Source organism: Vibrio sp. VB16 (assembly GCF_015594925.2).
Taxonomy (GTDB): Bacteria; Pseudomonadota; Gammaproteobacteria; order Enterobacterales; family Vibrionaceae; genus Vibrio.
Genome location: NZ_CP087590.1, coordinates 1213075 through 1238018 on the forward strand (window position 1 = coordinate 1213075; position 24944 = coordinate 1238018).

General features: G+C 41.5%; 20 protein-coding genes. 12 read left to right on the plus strand and 8 right to left on the minus strand.

The window, feature by feature from the left end; genetic code table 11:
- Positions 1-9: 9 nt before the first annotated feature.
- Positions 10-3606, plus strand: coding sequence for a pyruvate:ferredoxin (flavodoxin) oxidoreductase (gene nifJ, locus IUZ65_RS05815; protein ID WP_229637991.1), 3597 nt, complete (start codon positions 10-12; stop codon positions 3604-3606).
- A 488-nt stretch (positions 3607-4094) separates the two neighbouring features.
- Positions 4095-5276, plus strand: a complete 1182-nt coding sequence (locus tag IUZ65_RS05820; protein WP_195702846.1) for an NnrS family protein — start codon at positions 4095-4097, stop codon at positions 5274-5276.
- A 179-nt stretch (positions 5277-5455) separates the two neighbouring features.
- On the opposite strand, the gene IUZ65_RS05825 is transcribed toward IUZ65_RS05820, so the two are convergent.
- Together IUZ65_RS05825 and IUZ65_RS05830 are read right to left on the minus strand one after the other, a co-directional pair.
- Positions 5456-5599 carry a hypothetical protein gene (locus IUZ65_RS05825; RefSeq protein WP_195702847.1) on the minus strand — a complete coding sequence of 48 codons (144 nt, stop codon included), beginning with the start codon at positions 5597-5599 and terminating at the stop codon, positions 5456-5458.
- 433 nt (positions 5600-6032) lie between these two features.
- Entirely contained in the window at positions 6033-6662 is a 630-nt protein-coding gene (locus IUZ65_RS05830; RefSeq protein ID WP_195702848.1) for a TetR/AcrR family transcriptional regulator, read from the minus strand.
- A gap of 147 nt (positions 6663-6809) precedes the next feature.
- On the opposite strand from IUZ65_RS05830, the gene IUZ65_RS05835 reads away from it, so the two are divergent.
- Entirely contained in the window at positions 6810-7862 is a 1053-nt protein-coding gene (locus IUZ65_RS05835) for an MBL fold metallo-hydrolase (protein ID WP_229637992.1), read from the plus strand.
- A 119-nt stretch (positions 7863-7981) separates the two neighbouring features.
- On the opposite strand, the gene IUZ65_RS05840 is transcribed toward IUZ65_RS05835, so the two are convergent.
- The gene (locus IUZ65_RS05840) at positions 7982-8605 is read right to left on the minus strand and encodes a cytochrome b/b6 domain-containing protein (RefSeq protein ID WP_195702850.1); all 624 of its coding nucleotides are present in this window, start codon (positions 8603-8605) and stop codon (positions 7982-7984) included.
- Between the two features lie 189 nt (positions 8606-8794).
- Between IUZ65_RS05840 and IUZ65_RS05845 the strand changes: the two genes are divergently transcribed.
- Entirely contained in the window at positions 8795-9226 is a 432-nt protein-coding gene (locus IUZ65_RS05845) for a c-type cytochrome (protein WP_195702851.1), read from the plus strand.
- Positions 9227-9244: 18 nt separating this feature from the next.
- Here the strand turns inward: IUZ65_RS05845 and pdxR are convergent, their stop codons facing one another.
- Positions 9245-10714: a MocR-like pyridoxine biosynthesis transcription factor PdxR gene (gene pdxR, locus IUZ65_RS05850; protein WP_195702852.1), complete on the minus strand. Its 1470-nt coding sequence runs from the start codon at positions 10712-10714 to the stop codon at positions 9245-9247.
- Positions 10715-10816: 102 nt separating this feature from the next.
- On the opposite strand from pdxR, the gene IUZ65_RS05855 reads away from it, so the two are divergent.
- The 4 genes from IUZ65_RS05855 to IUZ65_RS05870 all read left to right on the plus strand — a co-directional run bounded on the left by IUZ65_RS05855 (position 10817) and on the right by IUZ65_RS05870 (position 14994).
- Positions 10817-11482, plus strand: coding sequence for a pyridoxamine 5'-phosphate oxidase family protein (locus tag IUZ65_RS05855; protein WP_195702853.1), 666 nt, complete (start codon positions 10817-10819; stop codon positions 11480-11482).
- 112 nt (positions 11483-11594) lie between these two features.
- On the plus strand, positions 11595-12569 hold the full coding sequence (locus IUZ65_RS05860) for a glycosyl transferase family protein (protein WP_195702854.1): 975 nt from the start codon (positions 11595-11597) through the stop codon (positions 12567-12569).
- Between the two features lie 281 nt (positions 12570-12850).
- A complete protein-coding gene (locus IUZ65_RS05865) occupies positions 12851-13699 on the plus strand; it encodes an HD-GYP domain-containing protein (RefSeq protein WP_195702855.1) in 849 nt (282 codons plus the stop codon).
- 179 nt (positions 13700-13878) lie between these two features.
- Complete coding sequence (locus tag IUZ65_RS05870) at positions 13879-14994, plus strand: DUF481 domain-containing protein (protein WP_195702856.1); 1116 nt, start codon at positions 13879-13881, stop codon at positions 14992-14994.
- A gap of 2 nt (positions 14995-14996) precedes the next feature.
- Here IUZ65_RS05870 and IUZ65_RS05875 read toward each other — a convergent pair whose 3' ends face one another.
- The 3 genes from IUZ65_RS05875 to IUZ65_RS05885 all read right to left on the minus strand — a co-directional run bounded on the left by IUZ65_RS05875 (position 14997) and on the right by IUZ65_RS05885 (position 18165).
- Complete coding sequence (locus IUZ65_RS05875; RefSeq protein ID WP_195702857.1) at positions 14997-15584, minus strand: TetR/AcrR family transcriptional regulator; 588 nt, start codon at positions 15582-15584, stop codon at positions 14997-14999.
- A gap of 7 nt (positions 15585-15591) precedes the next feature.
- Positions 15592-17067: a coniferyl aldehyde dehydrogenase gene (locus tag IUZ65_RS05880; protein ID WP_195702858.1), complete on the minus strand. Its 1476-nt coding sequence runs from the start codon at positions 17065-17067 to the stop codon at positions 15592-15594.
- A 93-nt stretch (positions 17068-17160) separates the two neighbouring features.
- The gene (locus IUZ65_RS05885) at positions 17161-18165 is read right to left on the minus strand and encodes an adenosine deaminase (RefSeq protein ID WP_195705013.1); all 1005 of its coding nucleotides are present in this window, start codon (positions 18163-18165) and stop codon (positions 17161-17163) included.
- A 168-nt stretch (positions 18166-18333) separates the two neighbouring features.
- Here IUZ65_RS05885 and IUZ65_RS05890 point away from each other — a divergent pair, with 168 nt between their 5' ends.
- The 4 genes from IUZ65_RS05890 (at position 18334) to IUZ65_RS05905 (ending at position 22528) form a co-directional block, all read left to right on the plus strand.
- Positions 18334-18519, plus strand: a complete 186-nt coding sequence (locus IUZ65_RS05890; RefSeq protein ID WP_195702859.1) for a hypothetical protein — start codon at positions 18334-18336, stop codon at positions 18517-18519.
- 642 nt (positions 18520-19161) lie between these two features.
- A complete protein-coding gene (locus IUZ65_RS05895) occupies positions 19162-20562 on the plus strand; it encodes a CmpA/NrtA family ABC transporter substrate-binding protein (RefSeq protein WP_443083726.1) in 1401 nt (466 codons plus the stop codon).
- A 108-nt stretch (positions 20563-20670) separates the two neighbouring features.
- The gene (locus IUZ65_RS05900) at positions 20671-21639 is read left to right on the plus strand and encodes an ABC transporter permease (RefSeq protein WP_195702861.1); all 969 of its coding nucleotides are present in this window, start codon (positions 20671-20673) and stop codon (positions 21637-21639) included.
- 19 nt (positions 21640-21658) lie between these two features.
- Positions 21659-22528 carry an ABC transporter ATP-binding protein gene (locus IUZ65_RS05905; RefSeq protein ID WP_195702862.1) on the plus strand — a complete coding sequence of 290 codons (870 nt, stop codon included), beginning with the start codon at positions 21659-21661 and terminating at the stop codon, positions 22526-22528.
- Between the two features lie 341 nt (positions 22529-22869).
- Here the strand turns inward: IUZ65_RS05905 and IUZ65_RS05910 are convergent, their stop codons facing one another.
- A complete protein-coding gene (locus IUZ65_RS05910) occupies positions 22870-24105 on the minus strand; it encodes a carbohydrate porin (protein ID WP_195702863.1) in 1236 nt (411 codons plus the stop codon).
- Positions 24106-24944: the final 839 nt, after the last annotated feature.

The following is a 24944-nucleotide window of genomic DNA, read 5'->3' on the forward strand; positions in this document are numbered from 1 at the left end:
AGGCGCTAAATGAGTCAATTTAATCATGTCATGCATACCTGTGATGGTAATGAAGCTACAGCACATATCGCGTATCGCGTGAGTGAAGTTTGTGCTATTTATCCTATAACGCCTTCTTCAACAATGGCTGAATTTGCTGATCAATGGGCAGCAGAAGACAAACGAAATATCTGGGGGAATATCCCTTTAATTGCTGAGATGCAAAGTGAAGGAGGAGCCGCAGGAACGGTACACGGGGCGCTTCAAAGTGGGGCATTAACCACCACATTTACTGCCTCTCAAGGCTTGATGTTGATGCTGCCAAATATGTATAAGATTGCTGGAGAGTTAACGCCCGCGGTCTTCCATGTGGCGGCGCGATCGCTGGCAGCACAAGGGTTATCAATATTTGGTGATCACCAAGATATTATGGCGGCTCGCGGTACTGGCTTTGCTTTGTTGGCGGCATCTTCGGTACAAGAGGCGCACGATATGGCGCTTATCGCTCATACTGCGACATTGTCTGCGCGAATACCGTTTATCCATTTTTTCGATGGTTTTCGCACTTCACACGAAGTGAACAAAATAAATCTAATCTCTGATGAAGTAATAAGAGAAATGATTTCGGACGAGCTTGTGCGAGCACATAGACTTAGAGGACTTAGCCCCGATACACCTTTTATTCGCGGCACGGCGCAAAACCCAGATGTCTATTTTCAAGCGAGAGAGACTGTAAACCCGTATTATGCAGCAACACCAAGTATTGTTCAGGGGTGTATGGATAAGCTAGCAGAGCTAACTGGTCGACATTACAAACTTATCGAATTCCATGGTGCAGAAGATGCCGAACATGTCGTTATTGCGATGGGGTCGGGGGTTGAAACCCTAACTGAAACGGTTGATTATCTTGTCGAAAAGGGCGAGAAAGTAGGGGTGTTAAAAGTGCGCCTTTATCGCCCATTGTCGACCGAACACCTTTTAGCTGAATTACCGGATAATGTAAAATTCATTACTGTGCTTGATCGCACCAAAGAGCCAAGTGCAACGGCGGATCCCCTTTATCAAGATATTATTACTGCGTTAATGGAAGACGGAAGTAAATTCGAATCGATGCCAAGAGTGTTGGCAGGAAGATATGGTCTATCGAGCAAAGAATTTACCCCTGCAATGGCAAAAGCGGTGTTTGATAATGTTAAAGGCGAAACTAAGCGGCATTTTACTGTTGGCATTATTGATGATGTAGGTTTGTCACATCTTGAGGTTGATGAAAGCTTTGATATCGAACCGAATGAAGTAGTTCGAGCCATGTTTTATGGCTTGGGTGCCGATGGTACCGTTGGTGCAAACAAGAATACGATAAAGATTATAGGGGACGACCCTGACTATTTTGCACAGGGTTATTTTGTCTATGATTCTAAGAAATCAGGCTCGCAAACTGAATCACACCTTAGATTTGGTCACCATGAAATTAACAGTCCGTATCTGATTCAGTCTGCAAATTTTATTGCTTGTCACCAACAAACCTTTGTCGAAAAAACAGATATGCTGGCTAAGGCGGCATTGCATGCCACCTTCTTGCTTAACTCATCTGTTGATAATGAGTTGGTGTGGGATTCTTTGCCTGCAAGGATGCAAAAACAGCTCATCGAAAAACAGATGAAGCTCTATGTTATTGATGGCTATAAGGTGGCGCGTGAAACAGGTATGGGCAACAGAACCAATACCATCATGCAGACCTGCTTTTTTGCCCTGTCGGGTGTGATTGAGAAAGACCAAGCGATAGAGAAAATTAAGAAAGCGATTGAAAAAACGTATTCGAAAAAAGGACCAGCACTCGTTGAGAAAAACTTCTTAGCGGTGGATCAAGCTCTAGCGAACCTCTATCAAATCGATATTCCTAAACAGGTAACCGCAAATATTGAAGAGATCAAATTTGTCTCTGATAAAGCGCCTGATTTTGTAAAAGAAGTGACCGCGATGATGATGGCAGGCAAGGGTGATTTGATTCCTGTTTCCCAGTTGCCGGTTGATGGCACCTATCCTTCTGGTACAACGCAGTGGGAAAAGCGAAACATCGCACAGCGTATCCCTATCTGGGATTTTGATGCGTGTATTCAATGTGGTAATTGCAGTATTGTTTGCCCTCATGCCGCGATTCGAGCCAAGTTTTATGACAAATCGATGCTGGACTCTGCACCTGATGGGTTCAAAACAGCGCATATCTCGGCGAGAGGGTTCCCGGAGATTCGCTACACATTGCAGGTGTATGCTGAAGATTGCACAGGATGTAGTTTATGTGTAGATGCGTGCCCAGCAGTAGTAAGCGCTAACTCAAATGAGGGTGAGACGCGTAAAGCGATTAATATGGAGCTTAAAGAACCTTACCTTGAACAAGAAATTAGTAATCTGGCGTTCTTTGAAAAGTTAGATTACAACGACCGATCTCGAGTGGACTTCTCACACGTTCGAGGTGTTCAGTTCCTTCAACCTCTGTTTGAGTTTTCCGGTGCGTGTTCAGGATGCGGTGAAACCCCGTATCTAAAATTGATGTCACAGCTTTTCGGTGACCGATTAATGATAGCGAATGCGACAGGTTGTTCCTCAATTTACGGTGGTAACCTACCCACAACGCCTTGGTCAGTGAATAGTGATGGCAGAGGCCCATCTTGGTCCAATTCGCTGTTTGAAGACAATGCAGAATTCGGTTTTGGCTTTAGGCTAGCGGCCGTTAAGCAGCGCGAATTAGCGGAACAACTGTTGTTAGAAAATCGCGAACACTTTGATCCGTTATTAGTTGACCAACTACTTAATGCAAAACAAATAACGGAGTCTGAAATCCAGGCGCAGATCAAACGTGTCGATACGCTCAAGGAACGTCTTGAACAGATAGATACAGAATCGACACGTAATCTCACTTCCGTTGCGGAGCAGCTCGTTCGTCGTTCAATATGGATTGTTGGTGGTGATGGCTGGGCTTATGATATTGATTCAGGTGGGTTAGACCACGTGTTAGCTAGTGGTGCGGATGTAAACGTGTTGGTTATGGATACTGAGGTGTATTCAAATACTGGTGGTCAGATGTCGAAATCAACGCCTCTAGGTGCGGTAGCGAAATTTGCTTCGGCGGGGAAGCAGGCGACCAAAAAAGATCTCGCAATGCAAGCCATTGCTTATAATAATGTTTATGTTGCTCGTATCGCCCTTGGAGGGGACCCACAACAATCACTATTGGCAATGCGTGAGGCTGAAATGTACCGCGGACCTTCTATCGTTATTGCGTATAGCCACTGTATTGCGCATGGCATCAATATGGAAGATGGTTTACGACAGCAACAACTTGCGGTTCAATCGGGTCACTGGCCTCTGTTCCGATATAATCCATCGCTTAGAGAGGTGGATATTAATCCCTTTTCTCTAGACTCATTAAGACCAAGTATTTCTCTTAAAGAGTATCGAATGAATGAGGATAGATATCGAATTTTACAACGAAGCGATCCGGAAATGGCGGAGAAAATTACGGAAGAAGCCCAACAGGTTGCCCATAGGAAATGGCAATTATACGAAGAATTAGCGACTCGAAGTACAGGGACTATTGCCCCGCATGTTGAGTTGACCGCTCAAAAGTAAAACCAATCAATAACTCATCTTAACTCCCCCTCTTATCAGTGGGGGGAGAATGGGTTTACGATTAAAATAGACCTATCTTTAGTGCAAACATATAAATTAACTCTGGTAATATAGCGGCGTATACTGCAAGCCAATATACCGCGAATAGAATGACGCTGGATTTTAGAATAGCGGATAGATTCGGATTCATATCGTGACCAATTTGCAAGGTTATTCTCTTGGTGTAGCAGTATCTGTGCCAGTTATTAACTGTTTGATATAACATAATTAAATATACTAAACAGCAACTTGAACTGTCTTTAAGACACTTATTGTGTCAAGTTGACACTTTTTGATTGTCTTTATGACTCTTGATGTGTGCTTTATTTTTTGAAAGACACCTTTAATAGACTGATATTTAAGGGTTGTTGGTATTTTCTATTGATCAATATTATCGGCATATTTCCTGCATTTCGAGGTCAATTGCTCTATTTTACTAAGGTCCAACATTGTTAAACATTACTGACAAAAGCAAAGAAGACAAAATTACCCCACTTTTAAGGCTTGGCTTCCGTCCATTCTTTCTTTTTGGCTCGTTATACGCGGTTTTATCGATTCTCGTTTGGGTGTATTCATTTCAATACGGTCAACCCAGTGCCCTTAACGTTCCTGCTCTTTGGTGGCATGTCCACGAAATGTTGTTTGGCTTCGCAATGGCCATCGTTGCCGGCTTTGTATTAACGGCGGTGCAAACATGGACTGGAATTAACGGTACTAAGGGTTTTCGACTCGGGCTTATTGTGTCGTTGTGGGCATTACCTAGATTACTTTTTTGGACACAAACACCTTTGTGGCTCATCTCTATAGTCGAGGCACTATTTTTGGCCGCCATAACGTATGAGGTGGGTTTCCGAGTGGTTAAGTCAAAAGGGTGGAAAAATCTATTTTTTGTCCCTCTTTTTGTTCTTGCGTTAATCGCGAATTTTGCCAGCTACGCAACAATCAAAGGTTTACCGCCATTCCCTTCTCTTGCTGTGTGGCAGGCGATGCTTTGGTGGTTTATGTTACTTTTGTCCGTAATGGGTGGACGAGTGATACCATTTTTTACCGCTCGAAAATTTAACTTCGAAAAAGCTCAGCCGCAATTGTGGCTTGATGTTGGTGCTAACTTGCCATTAGTGATGTTGTTTGTGCTCAGTTTTTTTCCTTTAGCGAATCAACAACTGTCACAGGCCTTTTTACTCGTTGGTGCGCTATTTCAATTTATTCGTTTTGCACGTTGGAAGCCGTGGCTCACATTAAGCGAACCACTTGTATGGTCGCTGCATAGTGCCTATCTTTGTATACCATTGGGTTTGCTTGCAAGCGGTCTTAGTGAAGGTTTTTTCAAACACTCTATGATTCATTTATTCGCGATTGGTGCATTGAGTGGGGTAATTTTAGCGATGATCTCTCGAGTAACGATGGGACATACCGGTCATGCTATTTATGAAGGGCCTAGAATGTGGCCTGCCTTTTTGGCCCTGTTTATCGCGGCTTTGATAAGAAGTTTTGCTGTCGCGTTATTTCCTGAACATCTGATGTTGTTAGTGAACAGCGCTGCCGTGTTATGGACGATTGCGTTTGTTATGTTTCTATATAATTTTGCTATTATGCTTATGACGCCTAGAGTGGATGGACATCCAGGTTAATAAGTGGTGAATATATTAACCAGATAAAAACCGTATCTAATGTTATTTAGATGCGGTTTTTTATTATTGCTTTAGGGTGAATTATATATGATGGAACATTGTCTTATACGAGCAAGTTACATAATTAATCTAGTTCTAATTGATGAAAATTGAATGATAAAAAATATAAATAAAAGCGGTTATTCATTCGAGCCTAAACAGGCCAGAGTCATCATATCAGAGGCCACAGCACCGGTAGTGATTGACAGACCTGCGAGCAAGATAACAACAGCATATTTACTCACAATTATCGCTAAACCTAGTGTGTTTATTATTTTATTCATCTATGTTTCCTTTTTTAAACTGATCAAATTTATTTAATTTTAATTGTGTTTTAAATATTAAGTTGAGACATAGGTTGTCTAGATGAATTGATGTTTTTCTTTGTTATAAAAAAAACGAAAATGATCATTTTTTACAATTCGATACAAATATTAACTGAGTCAATGTAATACTTAATACATAAGAGTGTTTGTTGTTTATATACAATAAATATATTGGTGCGGGTTATTGATTAAGATGGGTGATGTCAGTCGCTTTATCTCATTCCTGTTGCTAAGTTATTTTCAGGTGTATTGATTTGCTTGTTAATCATAAGTCGCATTGGTCACTATTGTCCCAGTGTACTATGAGGTTGTGCAGTTGGCCCTAATTGCAGTGTAGTTGAGCCGTTAACTGCTGCTCTAATCTGTCTGGTTGTTTCAGTATACTCTGTTATTAGGTGACGATAGACGAGTTTTTTGCATAGTGACTCAAAAACATAGCGGCCGTTTCATCGGTGATCTTTTTGAGTTTGTCTAACTCTATCACGCTGCCTATATTGAGCAATAAGGGCCAGAAACAGTGCCCCTTAATCATGTTATGTAATTGGCTATTAGCAAACTCAAAATCCATTGGTTTAAGCCTGTTGTCAGCGACCGCTGCTTCTAACCATTTAAAAAGGGTGGTTTCTCGAGCAGAGAATTTGCCCATCTCTTTTTGTAGTGCCTCAGGATTGTAAAAAAAGTGCCCAAATGCGACGCGTGAAAGATCAAGATTTTCTTTAGCAGAGAACATCTTTGCTTCAGCCAGTAATATAGCGCTTAATTGCTCATGAAGAGGGGTATCTGTTAGGTACTCAAAATCAGGCTGAATGGTTGATTTTCGCCACATCTCCGCCATGATTTGCATGACAAGCATCTCTTTGGTTTCAAAATGGTTGTAAACCGTTCTTTTTGAAACTTGAGCTAATTCGGATACCTTGTCCATGCTGGTACTCTGCACGCCATCTTTTATAAAGGCTTTCTTAGCGGCATTAAGAATTGCTTCACGTTTTAGTTCACTTCTTGTTCTTTTTACTTCAGACATTTAAAAATCGACTCATTGATAGGCTGCCAATTATTTTACACTGAGTAGTTTACTTTTCAATGTATAAATGTAAACTACCCAGTGTAGTTTACAAGTTTGAGTACTCGAATGAAGAAATTTAAAATATTTGGTTTAGGAGCTTTATTTATGACAGTTGTAACGATTGGCGCGTGTGTAACCGGTACTGGTGCGACTCAAAATGAAGGAAAGTTCGTAAATACGGAAATCAAATACAACCCGTCTCTAGGGAACATCTGGGACATCATAGTTGAACGTTTTAATACAAAACGGACCGCAGCGGAGCCAGCAGGTGAGATTCCATTGAAAACAATATCGCAGGCTCAACTACAGATCATTGATGAGGATGCCATTTATCGCTTGGGGCACTCAACCATCTTAATGAGCCTAAATGGTGAGTATGTCATGACTGATCCGGTATTCAGCGAAAGAGCATCACCAGTGCAATGGGCGGGGCCTAAGCGGTTTCATCCAACCCCCATTTCTATTGAAGATCTACCAAATATTAAAGTGGTGATTATCAGTCATGATCATTATGACCATTTGGACAAAGCGGCAATCAAAAAATTAGCGAACAAGGTCGAGCATTTTGTTACCCCTCTAAAAGTGGGAGACTACCTTATCGATTGGGGTGTTGACGAATCCAAAGTAACCCAATTGGACTGGTGGCAAGACGTGCAGATTGGCAATATTCATCTTGTTGCGACACCTGCTCAACACTTCTCTGGTCGAAGTCTGTTTGATCGGGATGAAACATTGTGGGCAAGTTGGGTAATCCAAAGCGACAAACACAATTTATTCTTTAGTGGAGATGGCGGTTATTTTAATGGTTTCAAAGAGATTGGTGAAAAATACGGTCCGTTTGATATCACTATGATAGAGACGGGAGCTTATAATGACTTGTGGGCAGATATTCATATGCTGCCTGAACATAGCATGCAGGCACACCTGGATCTCAAAGGCAAAGCGATGTTGCCAATCCACAATGGCACCTTTGATCTCTCAATGCATGACTGGTTTGAACCGTTTGAGCGAATTACAAGATTAGCGAAGAAAAATAACGTTAACCTATTAACGCCCGTGTTTGGTGATGCTATTGAGCTCGACAATCCGGTTAGCAACTATGCATGGTGGCGTGAAGCCCAAGAGACGAGAGAGTCCGCGTTAGCGCTACAAGAGTAATAAAATACGTGGGTCGCTGCTTTGCCAGACTCTATAGCTAAGCAAAGCAGTGATTGCTGTATCAGGATCGCTATTAACGACGATGACGCGTTAATTCGAATTGATGGTTATTCGACATTTTATTCGATAGAAAGTGTATAGATTGTCGATGTTATTGCTAAGGCGATCATCAGTATCACCAAGGCTCTTCTATTTGAAGCTAAATTTATTTTGGTTACCATGTTTTCCTGATAGCCAGTAAACATTGCTTTGAGGAGGGGTTTTTTACGCCATTTATAAATAATAATGGCCAGCACGTGTAGCCCTACAAGCAAAAATATTCCATTAACGAGGTTTTCATGTATGAGAACGCATACGTCAAATATGTCATCGTTAAGCCAGATTTCTGAACCGGGTAAGGGGTCCAACATCCCAGATAGAGCAAGACCAGTCAGCGCTTGAATCAATAGTGTACCAATCATGGCGATGACCATATAACCACCCGCAGGGTTATGGCCTGGTTGTTCTGAATGTTGTCCGTTTAGGTATTGAACGACCGTTTTTGGCGATCGGATAAATCGTGAGAAACGACTTGTATCACTTCCGAAAAAGCCCCAAATAATACGCCATATGAGCAGAGTAAAAAGGGCTAAACCAAAGTAAACGTGTGGACCTTGTTCCGTGAGACCGCTAAAGGCCAACCCAGCGAATAGTAGCGCCTGAATCCAATGGTATAAACGTGTCGGTAAGTCCCAAACTTTCATGTCCCGTCCTTGTAGGTAGTTTGCCATTCCTCATTATACAATCTGATTCACCGAAGAGTAATGGGTATTGCAACTATTTACATAACAAACACTACTTACGTAATAACCACTATTTACTTAAGCCTTATTATTGTGTAACTATGCTCAAATAATAAACAGCTCTCATATGAGCGACATGGAGGAAGTAAAATGAAAAAGCAATTAGTAAGCCTATTTATGCTCATTTCGGTTTCGGCTAGTGCAGCAACGTTTGAAGCGGAAATAGAGGCTCGTCAGGATGCATATTCAGGTATCAAAGACAATGTCGAAGCGGTTGGCGGCATGCTCGAAAGTGGTCAATTTGATTACGCTGAGTTTGAGAGACTGGGAGAGGCACTAACCAAGCACTCATCAAGCTTAAAAACGTTGTTTCCAGAAGGAAGCCAGGAAGGTAGTAATGCCAAAAAGGCGGTATGGAAGAATTTTGAGAAATTCTCAACGAATCTAGATAAACTGGATCAAGGCTTTCAAGATTTCTATGCGGCAGCGAAGGTACAAGATCAGGCCGCTCTCGTAGCTGGATTTAAAGATGCGACGGGCACCTGTAAAGGCTGTCATCGTAAGTTCCGCAATAAGAAATAAAGTTAAATAGGGTTCTACTCATAGACTGAGATAAATCTGTCTGAGTTGTGCAATAAGTGGTTCAATTTTATTACTTTGTACATTGCCATAGCCGAGAACCAGAGCATTCCAGTCGCGCTGATTGGTGTGTTTTTCATAATAAGATAGGGGTCTAACCGTGATCCCTTTTTTCGCTGCCGCTTCAACCACTTGATTTTCGCTAGGTGAACCCTGCCAACGAACGGTGGTGTGTAGCCCAGCCTCCTGACTGATCACTTGCCATTCTCGCCCAAAATGTTGCGTGAGTGCGTCTCGTAATAAAATAGATTTTTGTTGATAGATTTTTCGCATTCGTCTTAGATGACGAAGAAAATGCCCTTCAGAGATAAAGTCTGCCAAAGCGGCCTGGCTATGTATTGCGGTATTGCCTGCCATCGCATCTTTTATCTTTAAACATACCTCGACTAAACCTTCCGGTACCACCATGTAGCCAATCCTTAAGCCGTTAAACATTGTTTTACTCAACGACCCGACGTAAATACAACGATCTGAAAACCCAGATTGTGCAGACAACCCTTGAAGTGACGTATAGGGTCTATGAGCAAATTGGAACTCGCTATCATAATCGTCTTCGATAACCCAAGCTTGGTTCACCTCTGCCCACTGCAATATTTGTAATCGTTGCTCTGTATTTAGACTTGTTCCCATTGGGTATTGGTTGCTGGGCGTTAAGTAAACGGCCGCCGCCTTGTGTTTTAACAATGAGGCAATATTGAGTCCCAATAGTGGGTCGACTGATACTGAAACCGTTTTAATACGATAAAGGTTCAGCACTTTACGCATCTGTGAGTATCCTGGTTCTTCCATTAACACCGTTTGATTTGGCTCTAGAGTCGCTAGCGTTGCGATGGACAGTGCTTGCTGCGCGCCTGAGGTGACGATGATTCGGTTAGGATGACAAGAAACAGAGCGGCTTGATTGTAGATAATGGCTGAGTGCTTCACGCAACGGGAAATAACCTTGTATATCACCCATTCCTGACAATGAATCTCGGTGAATATGCCTCTGTAGCAATCTTTGCCATTTGGTATATGGGAATTCAGCGAGGTCAGGTATACCGGGAGAAAATGGTCGATTTAGATAAAGTGATCGTTGTGTATCGAATGGGGGCACAACAGTGCTTTCTTTATTGATTACGTCGGATCTGTCTGGTCGTTCGGATTGGCTGACAACGATCTTCAGAAAATGCTCGGGGATAGATACCGCTACGAAAAACCCTGAACCTTTTCGGCTTTGCAAGTATCCCTCTGCAACAAGCTGTTCGTATGCACTGGTGACCGTATTTCGACTCAGTGTAAGCTCTTCTGCCATCTTTCTGGTAGAGGGTAACTTTTGTTCTCTTTTCCAATGCCCATTGATTATTTTTTGCTGAATGGCGTCAAATAATGTTTGTTGAAGTGAAGAACTTTGCTTAGACAGGAAAAGGTCGCCGACGTCGATCAAATTCATAACTGGCCCTTTGGTTTATTTAAAATTGGCTCTAATTAAGATACCAGTTTGATTGTATATTGTAAAAACACCAGATAAAAAGATTAAACTAGGAGCCAAATAATGCTTTCAAAAACAGAACGAACAGCGATCAAAAAGGGCGCGCATAAAGCGTGCGATGACGAAACTAAGTTGCATCAAATAATTGATGAAAGTTTGCTCGCTCATGTCGCTATTGTGGAGAAGGGAGTGCCTATCGTTATTCCTATGTTGGCTTGGAGAGTCGATGATCATATCTATATCCACGGTGCGAACAATAGCCGTCTACTCAGGGCGTTGAAAAATGGCGTAGAAACGAGTTTGACCTTTACACTGTTTGATGGCTGGGTACTGGCTCGATCGGCAATGCATCATAGCGCACACTATCGAAGTGCGGTGGTATTTGGTCGGTTTGAACAGATAAGTGAAAATGGCGAAAAAGACCGTATATTGAACCACTTTGTTGAACAAATAGCCCCTAATCGTACCTGTGAAGTCCGTTTAGGTAATCAAAAAGAGTTGTCTGCGACACTGCTATTGAGAATGCCATTATCAGAAACCTCAGTAAAAATTGGTAACCATGGTGTTAACGATGATATGGCGGACTTGGATAGACCAGTATGGGCGGGTGTTTTGCCTTATAGAACAGTTATCGGGCCTCTTGAACCTGTGGCCGATCTCGGCGAAGGCATTGCGACGCCTGATTATTCTTCAGCTTACGGTGACCGTTGGTGCCGTTCAAATGAGTAAGTGATTGTTCGAGAACAGTTGCTATCTATGTTTAATACGATACATTTAACGGCATAAAATGTTTTTTAGTCGAATTAAATCTGTAAACAATAGATAGAAATCAAGGAAGATAATGAGCACAATTCTCGATTGTATACGAACCGTAGGTAAAGGTGAAAGGGGACGAAAACCTCTTAATTTTGAGCAAGCTTATCAAGTCATGGATGAGTATCTCGATGGCAAAATTGGTGACGACCAGATGGCTATGTTGATGATGCTTATTCGAGTTCAAAATGAAACTCATGACGAAATTGCTGGATTTGTTAAGGCGTTCCAAACGAGGATGCCAGATATTGGTGCTGATATCGACTGGCCTTGCTATGCTGGAAAAAGAGCAAGCGCAGGAAAACCTTGGCACATTATCGCCGCTAAAATACTCGCCGAGAATGGTTACAAAGTGTTAGTGCATGGACACTTAGAAGAAACTTCGATTCGTGAACACGCTCGTTATTACATTGATGCGCTTGATATTCCAATGGCACATGATGTGAAGCAAGCAAAAGAGATGATTGAGCAGCACAATATTGTTTATCTACCTCTAGCCAGTTTTGCTCCTCAAGTGGTGACTATGTTGGATTGGAAAAATCGGTATGGTTTACGAACACCAATCAATACGGTAGTTAGAGCGCTTAATCCTGGCAACGCAAGATACGGTATTAGGGGTAGCTTTCACCCAGGGTTCCAAAAACTGCATGCAGAAGTAGAGCACGCGGTAGGTCTGAGTAAGCACGCGGTCATCTCTTTTAAAGGTCAGTCCGGTGAGTCAGAATACAATCCTAAGGTGAGCCAAACGGTTTGGAGAAGTGATAGCAAAGGAGTGACTTCGCACTACTGGCCAGAAACAATGGCCTCAGATCTCCCCTTACCTAAAGAGCCACTGTTAGGGACGGATTTAAGCGATCACAATATGATGGCAAATACGGTTGTCGCGACGTTATGTGCCGTATTGTTCGCGAAGGTAAATGATAGAGAGAAAGCCTATGAACTCGCCTACGCATTATGGAGTGACTGGGTAGTGAATAGCCCATACAGTACTGGCATTCGTTGACCTGGTTGCTTTTAAACCTAAAAATAATGAAATTCTAATTATCCGCTTTCTGTGATTCGATGAAACCTCTCTGTTTATGTAATACGTGATGCCGTATATAAACAGAGGGTTCCTACACAATTCTCATTTTCTACTCTATTTTTCTCTGTTCTGTTAAGCATGCCTACTTCTATGTAGGGCTATTCCTAAACGTCCTTTGATGCCTATTTTCAATGATATTATTTTTCTCGTAAAAAGAGTCTATATATCATTTTAAATTAACATTGAAGACACCTATTATTATGCTGAATACTTTAAATGAACGGACTAAACCGCACAACGATACGGCTGTCGACTCTCCTATTGCCTTAATCGGCGATGACGTATTGTTAGTCTTGGCATTGTTACCGTTAATCATTTCGTTTTTTTATGCGATGTATAGGCATACCAATAAACCGCGAGAGGTTGCACAACGTGAACTTGCCTTGACGAAGACAAAACAGGAGATATTTGATCTACAAAAAAATATATTAACCATGATGGGGAAAGCCATTGAGTGTCGATCGGGAGAAACAGGAAGCCATGTTAAACGAGTCGCTCAACTGTCTTGTTACGTCGGCAAGCTTTATGGATTAAATGACGCTGAATGCGAGGTATTAAAAGTCATTAGCCCTATGCATGATATTGGAAAAATATCGATCAGCGAAAAGATATTGGATAAACCCGGTAAGCTCAATCATGACGAGTTTGAAGAGATGAAACGTCATACTACAGAGGGCTATAAGCTCCTTTCTTCAGGTCGTGGCTACTTAATGGAGATGGCTGCTATAGTGGCTCATGAGCACCATGAGAAATGGGATGGTTCTGGGTACCCTAATGGAAAGGTGGCTGAAGAAATACATATATATGGACGAGTTACCGCCATCGTAGATGTTATTGACGCACTGTTGAGTCAACGCCCTTACAAAGAGCCATGGTCTGTGGATCAAGTTAAAAAATTACTTAGAAACGAGTCAGGTAAACATTTTCAGCCTGAATTGGTTGATCTAATATTGGCGCATTTCTCAATTATTATTGATCTAAGAAATGCCGCAATGACGAAAAACGAACTGCGACAGAATAACATGTCAGAACTTGACGGAAATGGTTGATGGCTATTTAGTGTTGCTGCCAAATTCGCTATCCTGCGAGAAAAGTAATACAACAGATATTTTGATGATGCACCCCATAGAATCAACCTAAACTGTTAAATTATATTGATGGATCAATTATGCTAGTCGAAGGGTTTTTACAGACGATTCGTTGATTCAATTTAGGGTTAAGGGCAGGGATGCAAAATAGAGTTAAAGTTTTTCTACTGTTAGGATTGTTGGTAATACTCCCGAAAACGGCCGTTAGCTCAAATGAAATAATGCCTTCACCATGGAAGGTGGATATTCCGAGCGTACCAATTAAATACGATTGGGTTCTTCTAAGGAAAGGAGAGTTATTTGCAGGTGACTTGATTGCTATGTACCAAGAAGAGATTGAGTTTGATAGCGATGAAGTGGGGTTTGTTGATATCGAGATGAAAGATATTAGGGAGCTACGAACCAAGCAAAAGATGAGAGTGCGTTTTAAAGATGGAATCATTAGAGATGGTCAGCTATGGCTAACGGATTCCACTTTGACCTTTATCGACCTTCCCGACAAAGCCTACCCAAGAGATATGATTCTCTCTATATCCCCTTCCGAGAATAGCGAACAAAGCCTTTGGGATGGAGAGCTTGGTGCTGGACTAAAATACAAAAGCGGCAATTCAGAAAGCCTAGATTATAGTTTTAGTGCGAAAGCTCGGTATCTCTCAGCTCATGGCCGTTTTCTATTTAATTATCGAGGGGTTGTGTCAGAAAGTGCAAATAATGATTCTGATAGTAGAGAAAAAACAGAAGACAATCACAGGTTAAATGGATCCTTTGATCTGTATTACTCCGAGCAAGTTTATTTTCGGCTTCCGACTTATGAACTCTATATCGATGAATTTAAGAACATAGACGCGCAGACGACACTCGGTGTCTCAATGGGCTACGAAGTGTTCGATACAAGTGATGTAGAATTGGTTGTTTACGCAGGGTTTAGCGTATTACATACAAAATACAACAGTGTTGAGGTGGGTGAAAAGAAGAACAATCTTTCACCAGTGTTTGCGTTTGGAATGGACTACGAATTAGATATCACTAAAGATCTTGAATACTTTTTTATCTACGACGGTAAGGTGGTAAATCAAGAATCAGGGCGATTTATACAACACCTAGAGACCGGTATCGAAATAGAGTTAATCGATGACATCGATCTAGAAATCGCCGCCATTATAGACAATACCTATAGCCCTGTTGCGAACGAAGAGGGGCGTAAACCTGAAAACACCGACCTGTTGATGGTAATAGAGATCGAATACAATTTCTAGAATCAGTTCTTTCTAGCGATGCCATCCCAAAATAGAGTAAAGGTAGCAACCGTTAACTCATCAAATTGAGACGGAGGTTGGCTCGTCAGATAGCGTGCACTTGATAGAAATTGGCTGTGGCACCAGTCAGTAAGAAGTTCCTCTGAATAGGGTTTAAATATCGACTGCTGCACACCTGCTTCAATTAATTGATATAGGAAGCTGAGTAGGCTTCTAACCTTTGTTTGTCCAAGGAGCTTGTTGACTTGCTGCAGTTGAGAGAAGGCTAAGAATAACTGTAATTTATCAGGGTGATTTACTGCCCATTCTAGACCTGCAAACCAGATAGCTTTTGCTTGGTTTTTTATATCCGCTTCCAAAGCAGTGGTGAGGACGGCTTTGTTTTGTAATACAGAATCGGCAAATTCTTGCTTCACGGTGATGAGAAGTTCTTCTAACAACGCGTTTTTTGTAGCGAAATGATGAAAAAGCGTGCCAGTGGCAACGCCAGCTTGTTTAGCAATACTCGCTGTAGATACAGAATAGAACCCGCGCTCTACAAAGAGTGATAACGCGGTATCAAGTATTTTTTGGCGTTTGTCAGGTTTCATAATCACCCTACCTTAAAAAGAATTTGAGCATCATTTTTTGCACCAGATTACCGTAAGGTGGATGTATCAATTTACCGGTATTAAATGTGCCTCTTTGTAAAATGGTCTTAGCGTGACTTAGTGTTCTGAAACCTTCGGTACCGTGATAGTGTCCAATTCCAGATTGACCAATACCACCAAAAGGGGCATCTTCAGCTGCGACGTGAAATACCGTTTCATTGATACAGACTCCGCCTGAGTGTGTTTGCTCAAGTACTTGGCGTTGTACTGCTTCGTCATGACTCATCAAATAGAGCGCAAGTGGCCTTGGATTGCTCTTCACAAATTCAATCGCTTCTTGTAGAGACTGATACGGAACAATAGGCAAAAGTGGGCCGAAAATTTCTTCCTGCATAACTCGCATAGTGTTGCTTACGTTAGTAATAATTTGAGTCGGCCACTTTTTTGATTCAGTATCAAGTACTGTTTTGTTCTCACTGCTTAATTGAGTACTGGCTTCGTTATTTGTGTCAGCGGAGTAAACAATCGCGCCCTTGGCTAAAGCGTCCTGCAACACGGAATCGATTCTTTGCGCCTGACGTGTATTAATTATCTGGCTGTAATCTTTGTTGTTATCGAAGTCTGGATAAAGCGCTTGAAATTTCGCTCTATATAGAGAAATAAAGTCGTCTATCTTCTCTTTAGGGCAAAGTATGTAGTCGGGCGAAACACAAATTTGTCCTGCATTTAAACACTTACCATAGATGATTCGTTCGACGGCTGTTTCTATTGGCATATCATCGCCAATGATCACTGGAGACTTGCCTCCTAGCTCCAATGTTACGGGTGTGAGGTTATCCGCGGCGGCGCGCATAACATGTTTACCAACTGGAGTCGAACCCGTGAAAAGGATATGGTCGAACGGCAATGAAGAAAACTCGCTTGCGATGTCGACTTCACCTTCTATTATCGCGACTTCTCGGTTAGAGAATATAGAGCCTAACAACATGGTTAGTACTTTGTTGGTTTCCGGCGTAAACTCAGACACCTTTATCATGGTGCGATTACCCGCGGCTAAAGACGTCACAAGTGGACTAAGTGACAGCATGATCGGGAAGTTCCACGGAGCGATTATGCCAACCACACCTTTTGGTTGGTACTCAACTCGAACGGATGCAGGAGCAAGCAACAAGCCGGCATGCCTTTTACTCGGTTTCATCCATTTCTTCAGTTTTTTAAGTGTGTAGTTAATTTGACTAACGACAGGCAGAATGTCTCCGATAAGACTATCGTGCTCAGAACGGTAACCAAAATCGGCACTCATTGCCGAGACGAGTTCTTGTTTATAATTTAGAATCGCACTCTTTAGCTCTTTTAACTGACGTACGCGTTCCTGATAAGTAGACAAAGGATGTTGAGCGTATTGCTGTCTTTGTTGCGTGAATAGTTCAAATAATGGTGAGGGAGCACTATCTGATGGTTGCGCAGAGGAATGTGTTGTCATTAAAGTCACCTTTACATTATAAACAAACCGACTAATCAGTCGGTAAGATGATAGTTGAAATAAGCATCGATTGCAATCAAGGTTAATCGGCTGTCATTGCCGTGCTAAATATGTGTGTACTTGTTGTTTGAGGTCTTCTTTGTGTTGAATAGGAATAAAAGAAGCTTCAATAGCATTGAGTGATAGCTGAGCTAACTCTCGCTTGGAAAATGGTAATGCCGAAGCAACGGCCAGAAAATTGTCAGACATGTAACCACCAAAGTATGCGGGATCATCAGAGTTAATGGTAACGTGCAGCCCTTTTCTCATCAATTCGAGGATATTGTGTTGTGCCATAGACTCAAACACTTTGAGTTTAATGTTTGATAAAGGACATATTGTTAGAGGCACCTTAGAGTGAGCCAGCGACAACATGAGGTTTTCGTCGTCAATACATCGAACACCATGGTCAATTCTATCGACCTTTAGATTTTCGATAGCATCAATGATATTTTGGGCTGGCCCTTCTTCACCTGCGTGGGCAACGGCGAGAAATCCTTGCTCACGAGCTTTCTGAAAGACGCGTTCAAATTTCTTAGGTGGATGCCCTTGCTCTGATGAATCGAGTCCAACGGCGACGATTTTGTCTTTGTGTTCAAGTGCAAGTTCAAGAGTAGAGAATGCCTCATCTTCACTCAAGTGGCGCAGAAAGCACATAATCAAATTAGTGCTAATACCTAACTCGTGTTCTGCTCTTTTAAGGGCTTTATGAATGCCTCCGACTATTATATCGAATGATATATCGCGCTCTGTGTGTGTCTGCGGATCGAAGAAAATTTCAGAGTGAATGACATTATCTTTCTTGCACCGGAGCAGATAAGCCCATGTGAGGTCATAAAAGTCTTGCTCATGCAATAAAACGTGAGCACCTTGATAATAGATATTCAAAAAAGATTGAAGGTTGTCAAACTGATAAGCAGCACGAATCTCTTCAGTCGATTTATAAGGCAGTTCAATTTGATTTCTTTTAGCCAACTCAAACATGAGCTCTGGTTCTAACGAGCCTTCAATATGAAGGTGCAGTTCAACCTTAGGTAACTTCTGAATAAAGGTCCCCATGTCTTCTTTGTTATCAATAAAATCTTTATTGCTCATAGGGCTACCTCTATATTTTTGTTATCTACTAAAGGTATATGAGTTACGGAAAAGCTGCAAATGAGAAGCCGAAATATTCGTTGAATATTTGACTATACTTATATCAATAGCAAAGCATAGGTGAGGTGAAGTATGGTCGATTTTGTAGAAAAGCTTCGCTTAAAGGGCAAAGCCGAAGAAGATCTCTATTTTGCAAAGCACGACAGAGAACTTATAGAAGCCATGCATAGGCGTGCTGATGAACTCGCTTTGGAAGCTAATTTTTCGTTAAGTGATGAAGAGATAAATATGGGTTCTAACACGGCACGAGAGAAATAAATGGTAAGCAATAAAAAAGGCTAACCTAGTTAGCCTTTAGCTCTGATTATCTTAGGAAAGTTATCTTCTTCGATGTCTCTTTCCAAAAACGACCGCGACAGCGTTTTAGCTGTGCTCGTCTAGTTCTTCTAATCATAACTTTCCTCTTCTTAATTATTGTAGATGTAGCCTATTTGAAGGTACGTCAAGTCACGTTTTCAAAGATACTAACAATTAGTTTACATTTATAAAGAGACATCTATCACATTATAGTGTTGATTAGGCGAGCGGATAGAATATTGACGTAAACCCCAATGTACGTATCCCTCGTAATATCGCCATTTTTCACTACCTCTTTAGGGTTATAACATTTTGATAACAATGGTGCGCGATGCACTAACAAAATGCGTCAATGGATGTGGAAGAGGACAGATTCTACCATTACTTACTGATATTAAAGAAAAAATCTAATTGGCACGCTACTTGATATACATCAATAAGTAACAAAAAATTTGATAAGGTTTTTAACTCGATAACTTGCAAATGGAATGATGACATCACGACGATGAAGACATGACAGCAACGGCGCCACTACTTGAAATAAGCAGAGTGTTTTTAAATGCCAATTTTTGAGAAAAAAACCACTAATAAATTATAGCAGCGATGAAATGGAGAATTCGGATGCAGAATAAATCAGCGATAAGAAGGGCAGTAATTGTAGCGACTGGATTTGCGTTATCTGCCTCGTGTTTAGTGAGTAATGCGTGGGCAGAGGTGGGAGAGCCAGAAATTGATGAGCTAAGATTCGGTTTTATCAAGCTAACTGATATGGCACCTTTAGCGGTTGCGTATGAAAAAGGCTTCTTCGAAGACGAAGGCCTGTACGTTACGTTGGAAGCGCAAGCGAACTGGAAAGTACTTTTAGACCGTGTCATCGATGGTGAATTAGACGGAGCACACATGCTAGCTGGACAGCCACTTGGTGCAACGATTGGGATAGGTACGCAGGCTGAAATTATTACTGCGTTCAGTATGGATCTCAATGGGAACGCGATTACTGTATCTAACGATACATGGGAGGAGATGAAACCTCACTTAGAAATGCAGGCAGACGGATGGCCGGTACATCCAATCAAAGCAGACGCGTTAAAGCCCGTGGTTACCCGTTACCAAGACCAAGGTAAACCCTTCAATATGGGCATGGTTTTCCCTGTTTCAACGCACAATTATGAGCTTCGCTATTGGCTAGCTGCTGGTGGTATTCATCCCGGTTATTATGCTCCTATAGCAGGCGACAACAGTGGGCAGATAAGTGCGGATGTTCTTTTATCGGTAACTCCTCCACCGCAAATGCCAGCAACAATGGAAGCAGGTACTATAAAGGGTTACTGCGTAGGTGAACCGTGGAATCAACAAGCGGTATTCAAAAATATCGGTGTTCCAGTTGTCACCGATTACGAGATCTGGAAGAACAACCCGGAAAAAGTGTTTGGTGTCTCTAAGGCGTGGGCAGATAGATACCCAAATACCCATATTAGGGTGGTTAAGGCATTGATTAGAGCCGCGGCTTGGCTAGATGAGAACGAGAATACTAACCGCGAAGAAGCGGTGAAAATGTTGGCAAAAAGTGACTATGTAGGCGCTGATGCTGATGTCATCGCGAACAGTATGACGGGGACATTCGAGTATGAAAAAGGCGATAAAAGAGAAGTGCCTGACTTCAATGTTTTCTTCCGTTATAACGCAACATTTCCTTACTACAGCGACGCAATTTGGTATCTGACTCAGATGCGTCGTTGGGGGCAAATACCAGAGGAGCAAGTGGATGATTGGTATATGGATATTGCAAAGAAAGTGTATCGCCCTGACATCTACCAACAAGCGGCAGAAGCATTAGTTGAAGAAGGCGTACTGAAGACGAATGATTTCCCTACATTTGAGTCCGAAGATGGATTTAAAGACCCACAAACGCACTTTATTGATGACGTGGTATATGACGGTCGAAAACCAAATGATTATCTACGGCAGTTTTCTATTGGCCTAAAAGGCGCCGAAAAAGTGTAATTTAACTTGGTTAAAGTTTAGATAGTTGACGTGAACATGGTGTAAGTGAGATGGATTACTTCCCCTTTTCTCCATGTTCAGTTTCAGTGAATTGGCTAAGGAGTCGTTATGTCTAACAATGTTATTTCCATCCTGCCAGCTACCAGGTTAGTAGCAAATCAATCAAAAATGTTTGTCTATCCCTTTTTGGGTTTTGTGTTGTTCTTATTGATTTGGCACATGTCCGCGAAACAAGTTCAAACGTCACTAGGCACCCTTCCGGGACCAGTGCAAACCTATACTCAGTTCGTCAATCTGATTGAAGAACATGTTGGAGAACGAGATAAAAGTGACGCATTCTTTGAAAGGCAAGAAAAACGCAACGCAGCGAAATTAGCCAAGAACCCTGAGGCAAAGGTAAAGGTTCGATCGTATACAGGCAAGCCTACATATTTTGATCAGATAGGGACGAGCTTGATTACGGTCGCGGCCGGTTTCCTGCTGGCTTCGGTTATAGCGATCCCTCTTGGAATTATCCTTGGATTGAATCAGGGGCTTTACCAAGCATTTAACCCGGTTATTCAGTTATTAAAGCCAGTTTCTCCTTTGGCATGGTTGCCAATAGTGACCATGGTCGTGAGCGCCAGTTATGTGAGTAGCGATCCACTAGTACCCAAATCTTTTGTTACTTCACTCATTACCGTTGCATTGTGTAGTTTGTGGCCTACGTTAATCAACACGGCGGTTGGTGTAACAAGCGTAGATAAAGATTTGATTAATGTGAGTAAGGTGCTTCGACTTTCTTGGTGGCAAAACATTCGTACTATCGTACTACCGTCTGCAATACCGATGATATTCACGGGTCTGCGTCTTTCTTTAGGCATCGCATGGATGGTGCTTATTGCTGCTGAGATGCTCGCGCAAAACCCAGGGTTAGGTAAGTTTGTTTGGGATGAATTTCAAAATGGTAGTTCAGCGTCATTAGGCCGAATAATGGTCGCGGTTATAACGATTGGATTTATTGGGCTGCTTTTAGATCGAGGCATGTTGACACTACAGAAGAAACTCTCTTGGAATAAATCGCAAGAGCTTAGATAACTGGGAAAAGGAATAAATTATGTCAAAAGTATTATTGGATTTAACCCAGTTAGGAATGCGCTTTCCAACGGCCAAAGGTGAGTTTGTCGCGCTTAAAGATGTCAATCTCAATATCAAGCAGGGCGAGTTTATCTCACTGATTGGTCATTCTGGTTGTGGCAAGTCGACCGTTCTTAACTTGGTTGCTGGTCTTCTAGAAGCAACCGATGGTGGGGTGATACTCGATGGTAAAGAAGTCGTTGAACCTGGTCCAGAAAGGGCGGTAGTGTTTCAAAATCATTCATTATTGCCTTGGTTGACGGTGTATCAAAACGTAGAACTTGCCGTAAAACAAGTGGCTAAAGGGAAATCTAAAGCGTGGATAAAACAGCAAGTAGAACATTATCTAGAGCTTATTCAAATGCAACATGCATCTGACAAAAAGCCGGACGAGATATCCGGTGGGATGAAGCAGCGTGTGGGTATTGCAAGGGCGTTGGCATTAAAGCCTAAAGTATTGCTCATGGATGAGCCCTTTGGTGCCCTTGATGCGTTGACTCGTGCCCATCTTCAAGACTCGTTGATGAAAATTCAAGCGGATCTAAACAATACGGTTATTATGATTACCCACGATGTAGATGAAGCCGTTTTGTTGTCAGACAAAATTGTCATGATGACCAATGGGCCTAGCGCAACAATAGGTGAAGTTCTCGATATTGAACTTGAAAGACCGCGTAATCGCGTCGCGTTAGCGGATAATGCGACCTATCAAAAATACCGACAATCAGTATTAAGATTCCTATACGAAAAACAGGTGAAGGTTGAACCTTTACCAACGTGTGAATCTGTCAATGAGTCGAATACGGGCGCAGACTTTCAGCCGCTAGAGAAAGCAGCAAAAATCGCTTGATGTAAGGGAGACACTTTCCTGTCACACCATTGCCCTCGAAAGAGGGCCTTTTACGCGTGGTTTAGGCTCTATCCGCCTCTTCAAATTTCCTATTATTCATTTTGATTCTTCTTGCTAGCATAAATATTTTTATTTACATAAAGGCGCACTAGGTGTTTTTGTAACTTTGGTTAATCTAAACATGGCTTATTAATTAAAACTTAGTGAAACCCCTTTTTTTATCGTTATAAAAGACAAATAAAGGGCCCTTAATGGACCCTTTATTTTAATCATTATAGAGCGTAAAACTTAGCCAATGTGTATTCAATTGAATGACAAAGTACGTCTAAACTTGACGATTTTTACCACCATGCCTCGAACATTGCGCCGAAGCTAACGGTATCGGTAGTTGTATTAGCCGATCCTTGTGGGGCAACATCTTTTTCACCAACAGTGGCATAGAAGCGAAGCATTGGACGGCTCCCAGGTAGGCCACCTATAGACATGTTTTGAGAAAGTGTTACTTTCCAACCATCCGTTTCGTTGCCGCTGTCTTCATCAACTAATGCATAGCCAGTTTCAATCCATGTGGAGTGAATGTCGTTCCAACGATATTGAGGGCGAACGATTAGGCTATATTCATTCTGATCAGTCGCGTCATCACCAGATTGGTTATAATAAGCGGCTAGGTAGTTGATATCCCAATTTTCGCTAGCACTAAATCCACCTTCATAACTGACAAATAGACTTTGGAAATCGCCTTTAAGGCCCATTACTGAGTTATTTGCACCGTCACCATATCGAACATGCAAGCTAGAAGAATCAAACTTAATTTGAGTACCGACTAACCACGCTGTCTCGCTATCTAATCCCGAAGTTTCAATCTCTTCATCTTCTGATGTAAAACCAAAGTGTGCATATGCGTCAATTTTTGCAAATCCAGCATCGATGCCTTTAATCTTAGAGGTCGCAGCATATTTACCGTTGTCGTTGCCAAGGGAGCCTTCATTATCGTCGACACCACCGACAAAACCGAAGTCCAATTTTGCACCACCTAAGTCAAAGTTTTTGAAACCACCCCCTTGACCATCTTCGATAGTTACATAGTAATCGTTTAAGCCTTGTTGCAAGCGAGCATGGAAATCACGACCTGCCCAAACATACAAACCTGGTTGCGATTCAAAAATGTTGGTTACACCTGAGTAAAATCGTTTAAGGTTTACACCACCGTAGGATTCATCACCCCATTCGTCATTTGACCAATGTTCTACCATTACAGCAAGGTCCCAAACCGCGCCATTTTCAGCGGTGTACTTTTTAGCAATACCAAACTCACCACCATTGGCTTCGTTACCCAAACGACCAACAGTTTGTCCCGTACTACCAATACCGTTTACATATCGGGTATCACCATTCTGATATTGCGCACCATATCGAGCATAACCAAAGAAGATTACGTCATTTTCTTTTTTTGCCATAAGCGCTTGTAAGTCATCAATCTGCGCCTGCATGTTGATAGTTTCGTTAGCGACAGCACCAAAAGTTGTTAGAGAAGAGGCCACTGCTAGGGCGAGAGATAAAACCTTAAAGTTTTTCATGTACGGTCCTTAATTTATTGTAGGTTTTGTTATTTCGGGAGAAATATTAAGGAATGAAACGTTTGAAAAAACACTACGGGCTCACACGTTTTAGAGGCATAAATTACATGAAACAAAATAAAACAATTAACAATTGAATGGCACAATATTTACATGTTAAATATCAATTGGTTATCTGAAATTTTGTGACGACTTACGTACTCTGCAATCGCTTTCATTTCACAGGATATACGTGTTTTCGTCACATTTGTAATGGACTATATGGACCGTTTATTGGTAAGAGCCATGAAATGTTTCATATATTTGAGATCTTTCATGAATTCTATGATTTTTTAAATATAAAATGAGCAATCAAATTTGTATAGAATATACAAGATCCATATTTAAATGTGCTGTAATTGAATTTTTAATGAAGAGAGAGGGAAGAATTATAGCGCCACTAATTAGATGTACTGTGTGTTTAAATAGAATGTTCAGATTTTCATTGTGCTGAAAAAGAGAACTTAACTTATAATGAGGGTGTTTTTAAATTAATTTATTCTTTAGATATAATGGGTTGCGTTGGTTCATCATATTTCATGAAACAAAGAGAAATAAAAGCCATCAGATGGTAAAGGTATTTATCACAGAGTTATTGTTATATCTATGGATTTTCAATGTTATCGGTTGTCTTATAAAGTCGAACTTGTTTCATTAGTGTATTTATATTTATTATTCGTGATTCTAATCTATGTCTTAATGTGCATCTATTATTATTATGGTTTCTCCAGCGCCTGTTTAAATTCCTATTGACGACATATAACAGGAACGAATCAAATCATGAGCAATGTCGGGTTTGG

Bases quoted from the DNA above. Each gene is read 5' to 3' on its own strand.
- nifJ (WP_229637991.1), top strand. From the start codon at position 10: ATGAGTCAATTTAATCATGTCATGCATACCTGTGATGGTAATGAAGCT.
- IUZ65_RS05895 (WP_443083726.1), top strand. From the start codon at position 19,162: ATGAAATGGAGAATTCGGATGCAGAATAAATCAGCGATAAGAAGGGCA.
- IUZ65_RS05885 (WP_195705013.1), bottom strand. From the start codon at position 18,165: ATGGGGACCTTTATTCAGAAGTTACCTAAGGTTGAACTGCACCTTCAT.
- IUZ65_RS05900 (WP_195702861.1), top strand. From the start codon at position 20,671: ATGTCTAACAATGTTATTTCCATCCTGCCAGCTACCAGGTTAGTAGCA.
- IUZ65_RS05855 (WP_195702853.1), top strand. From the start codon at position 10,817: ATGCTTTCAAAAACAGAACGAACAGCGATCAAAAAGGGCGCGCATAAA.
- IUZ65_RS05860 (WP_195702854.1), top strand. From the start codon at position 11,595: ATGAGCACAATTCTCGATTGTATACGAACCGTAGGTAAAGGTGAAAGG.
- IUZ65_RS05875 (WP_195702857.1), bottom strand. From the start codon at position 15,584: ATGAAACCTGACAAACGCCAAAAAATACTTGATACCGCGTTATCACTC.
- IUZ65_RS05880 (WP_195702858.1), bottom strand. From the start codon at position 17,067: ATGACAACACATTCCTCTGCGCAACCATCAGATAGTGCTCCCTCACCA.
- pdxR (WP_195702852.1), bottom strand. From the start codon at position 10,714: ATGAATTTGATCGACGTCGGCGACCTTTTCCTGTCTAAGCAAAGTTCT.
- IUZ65_RS05910 (WP_195702863.1), bottom strand. From the start codon at position 24,105: ATGAAAAACTTTAAGGTTTTATCTCTCGCCCTAGCAGTGGCCTCTTCT.
- IUZ65_RS05835 (WP_229637992.1), top strand. From the start codon at position 6,810: ATGACAGTTGTAACGATTGGCGCGTGTGTAACCGGTACTGGTGCGACT.
- IUZ65_RS05825 (WP_195702847.1), bottom strand. From the start codon at position 5,599: ATGAATAAAATAATAAACACACTAGGTTTAGCGATAATTGTGAGTAAA.
- IUZ65_RS05845 (WP_195702851.1), top strand. From the start codon at position 8,795: ATGAAAAAGCAATTAGTAAGCCTATTTATGCTCATTTCGGTTTCGGCT.
- IUZ65_RS05830 (WP_195702848.1), bottom strand. From the start codon at position 6,662: ATGTCTGAAGTAAAAAGAACAAGAAGTGAACTAAAACGTGAAGCAATT.
- IUZ65_RS05905 (WP_195702862.1), top strand. From the start codon at position 21,659: ATGTCAAAAGTATTATTGGATTTAACCCAGTTAGGAATGCGCTTTCCA.
- IUZ65_RS05840 (WP_195702850.1), bottom strand. From the start codon at position 8,605: ATGAAAGTTTGGGACTTACCGACACGTTTATACCATTGGATTCAGGCG.
- IUZ65_RS05890 (WP_195702859.1), top strand. From the start codon at position 18,334: ATGGTCGATTTTGTAGAAAAGCTTCGCTTAAAGGGCAAAGCCGAAGAA.
- IUZ65_RS05865 (WP_195702855.1), top strand. From the start codon at position 12,851: ATGCTGAATACTTTAAATGAACGGACTAAACCGCACAACGATACGGCT.
- IUZ65_RS05870 (WP_195702856.1), top strand. From the start codon at position 13,879: ATGCAAAATAGAGTTAAAGTTTTTCTACTGTTAGGATTGTTGGTAATA.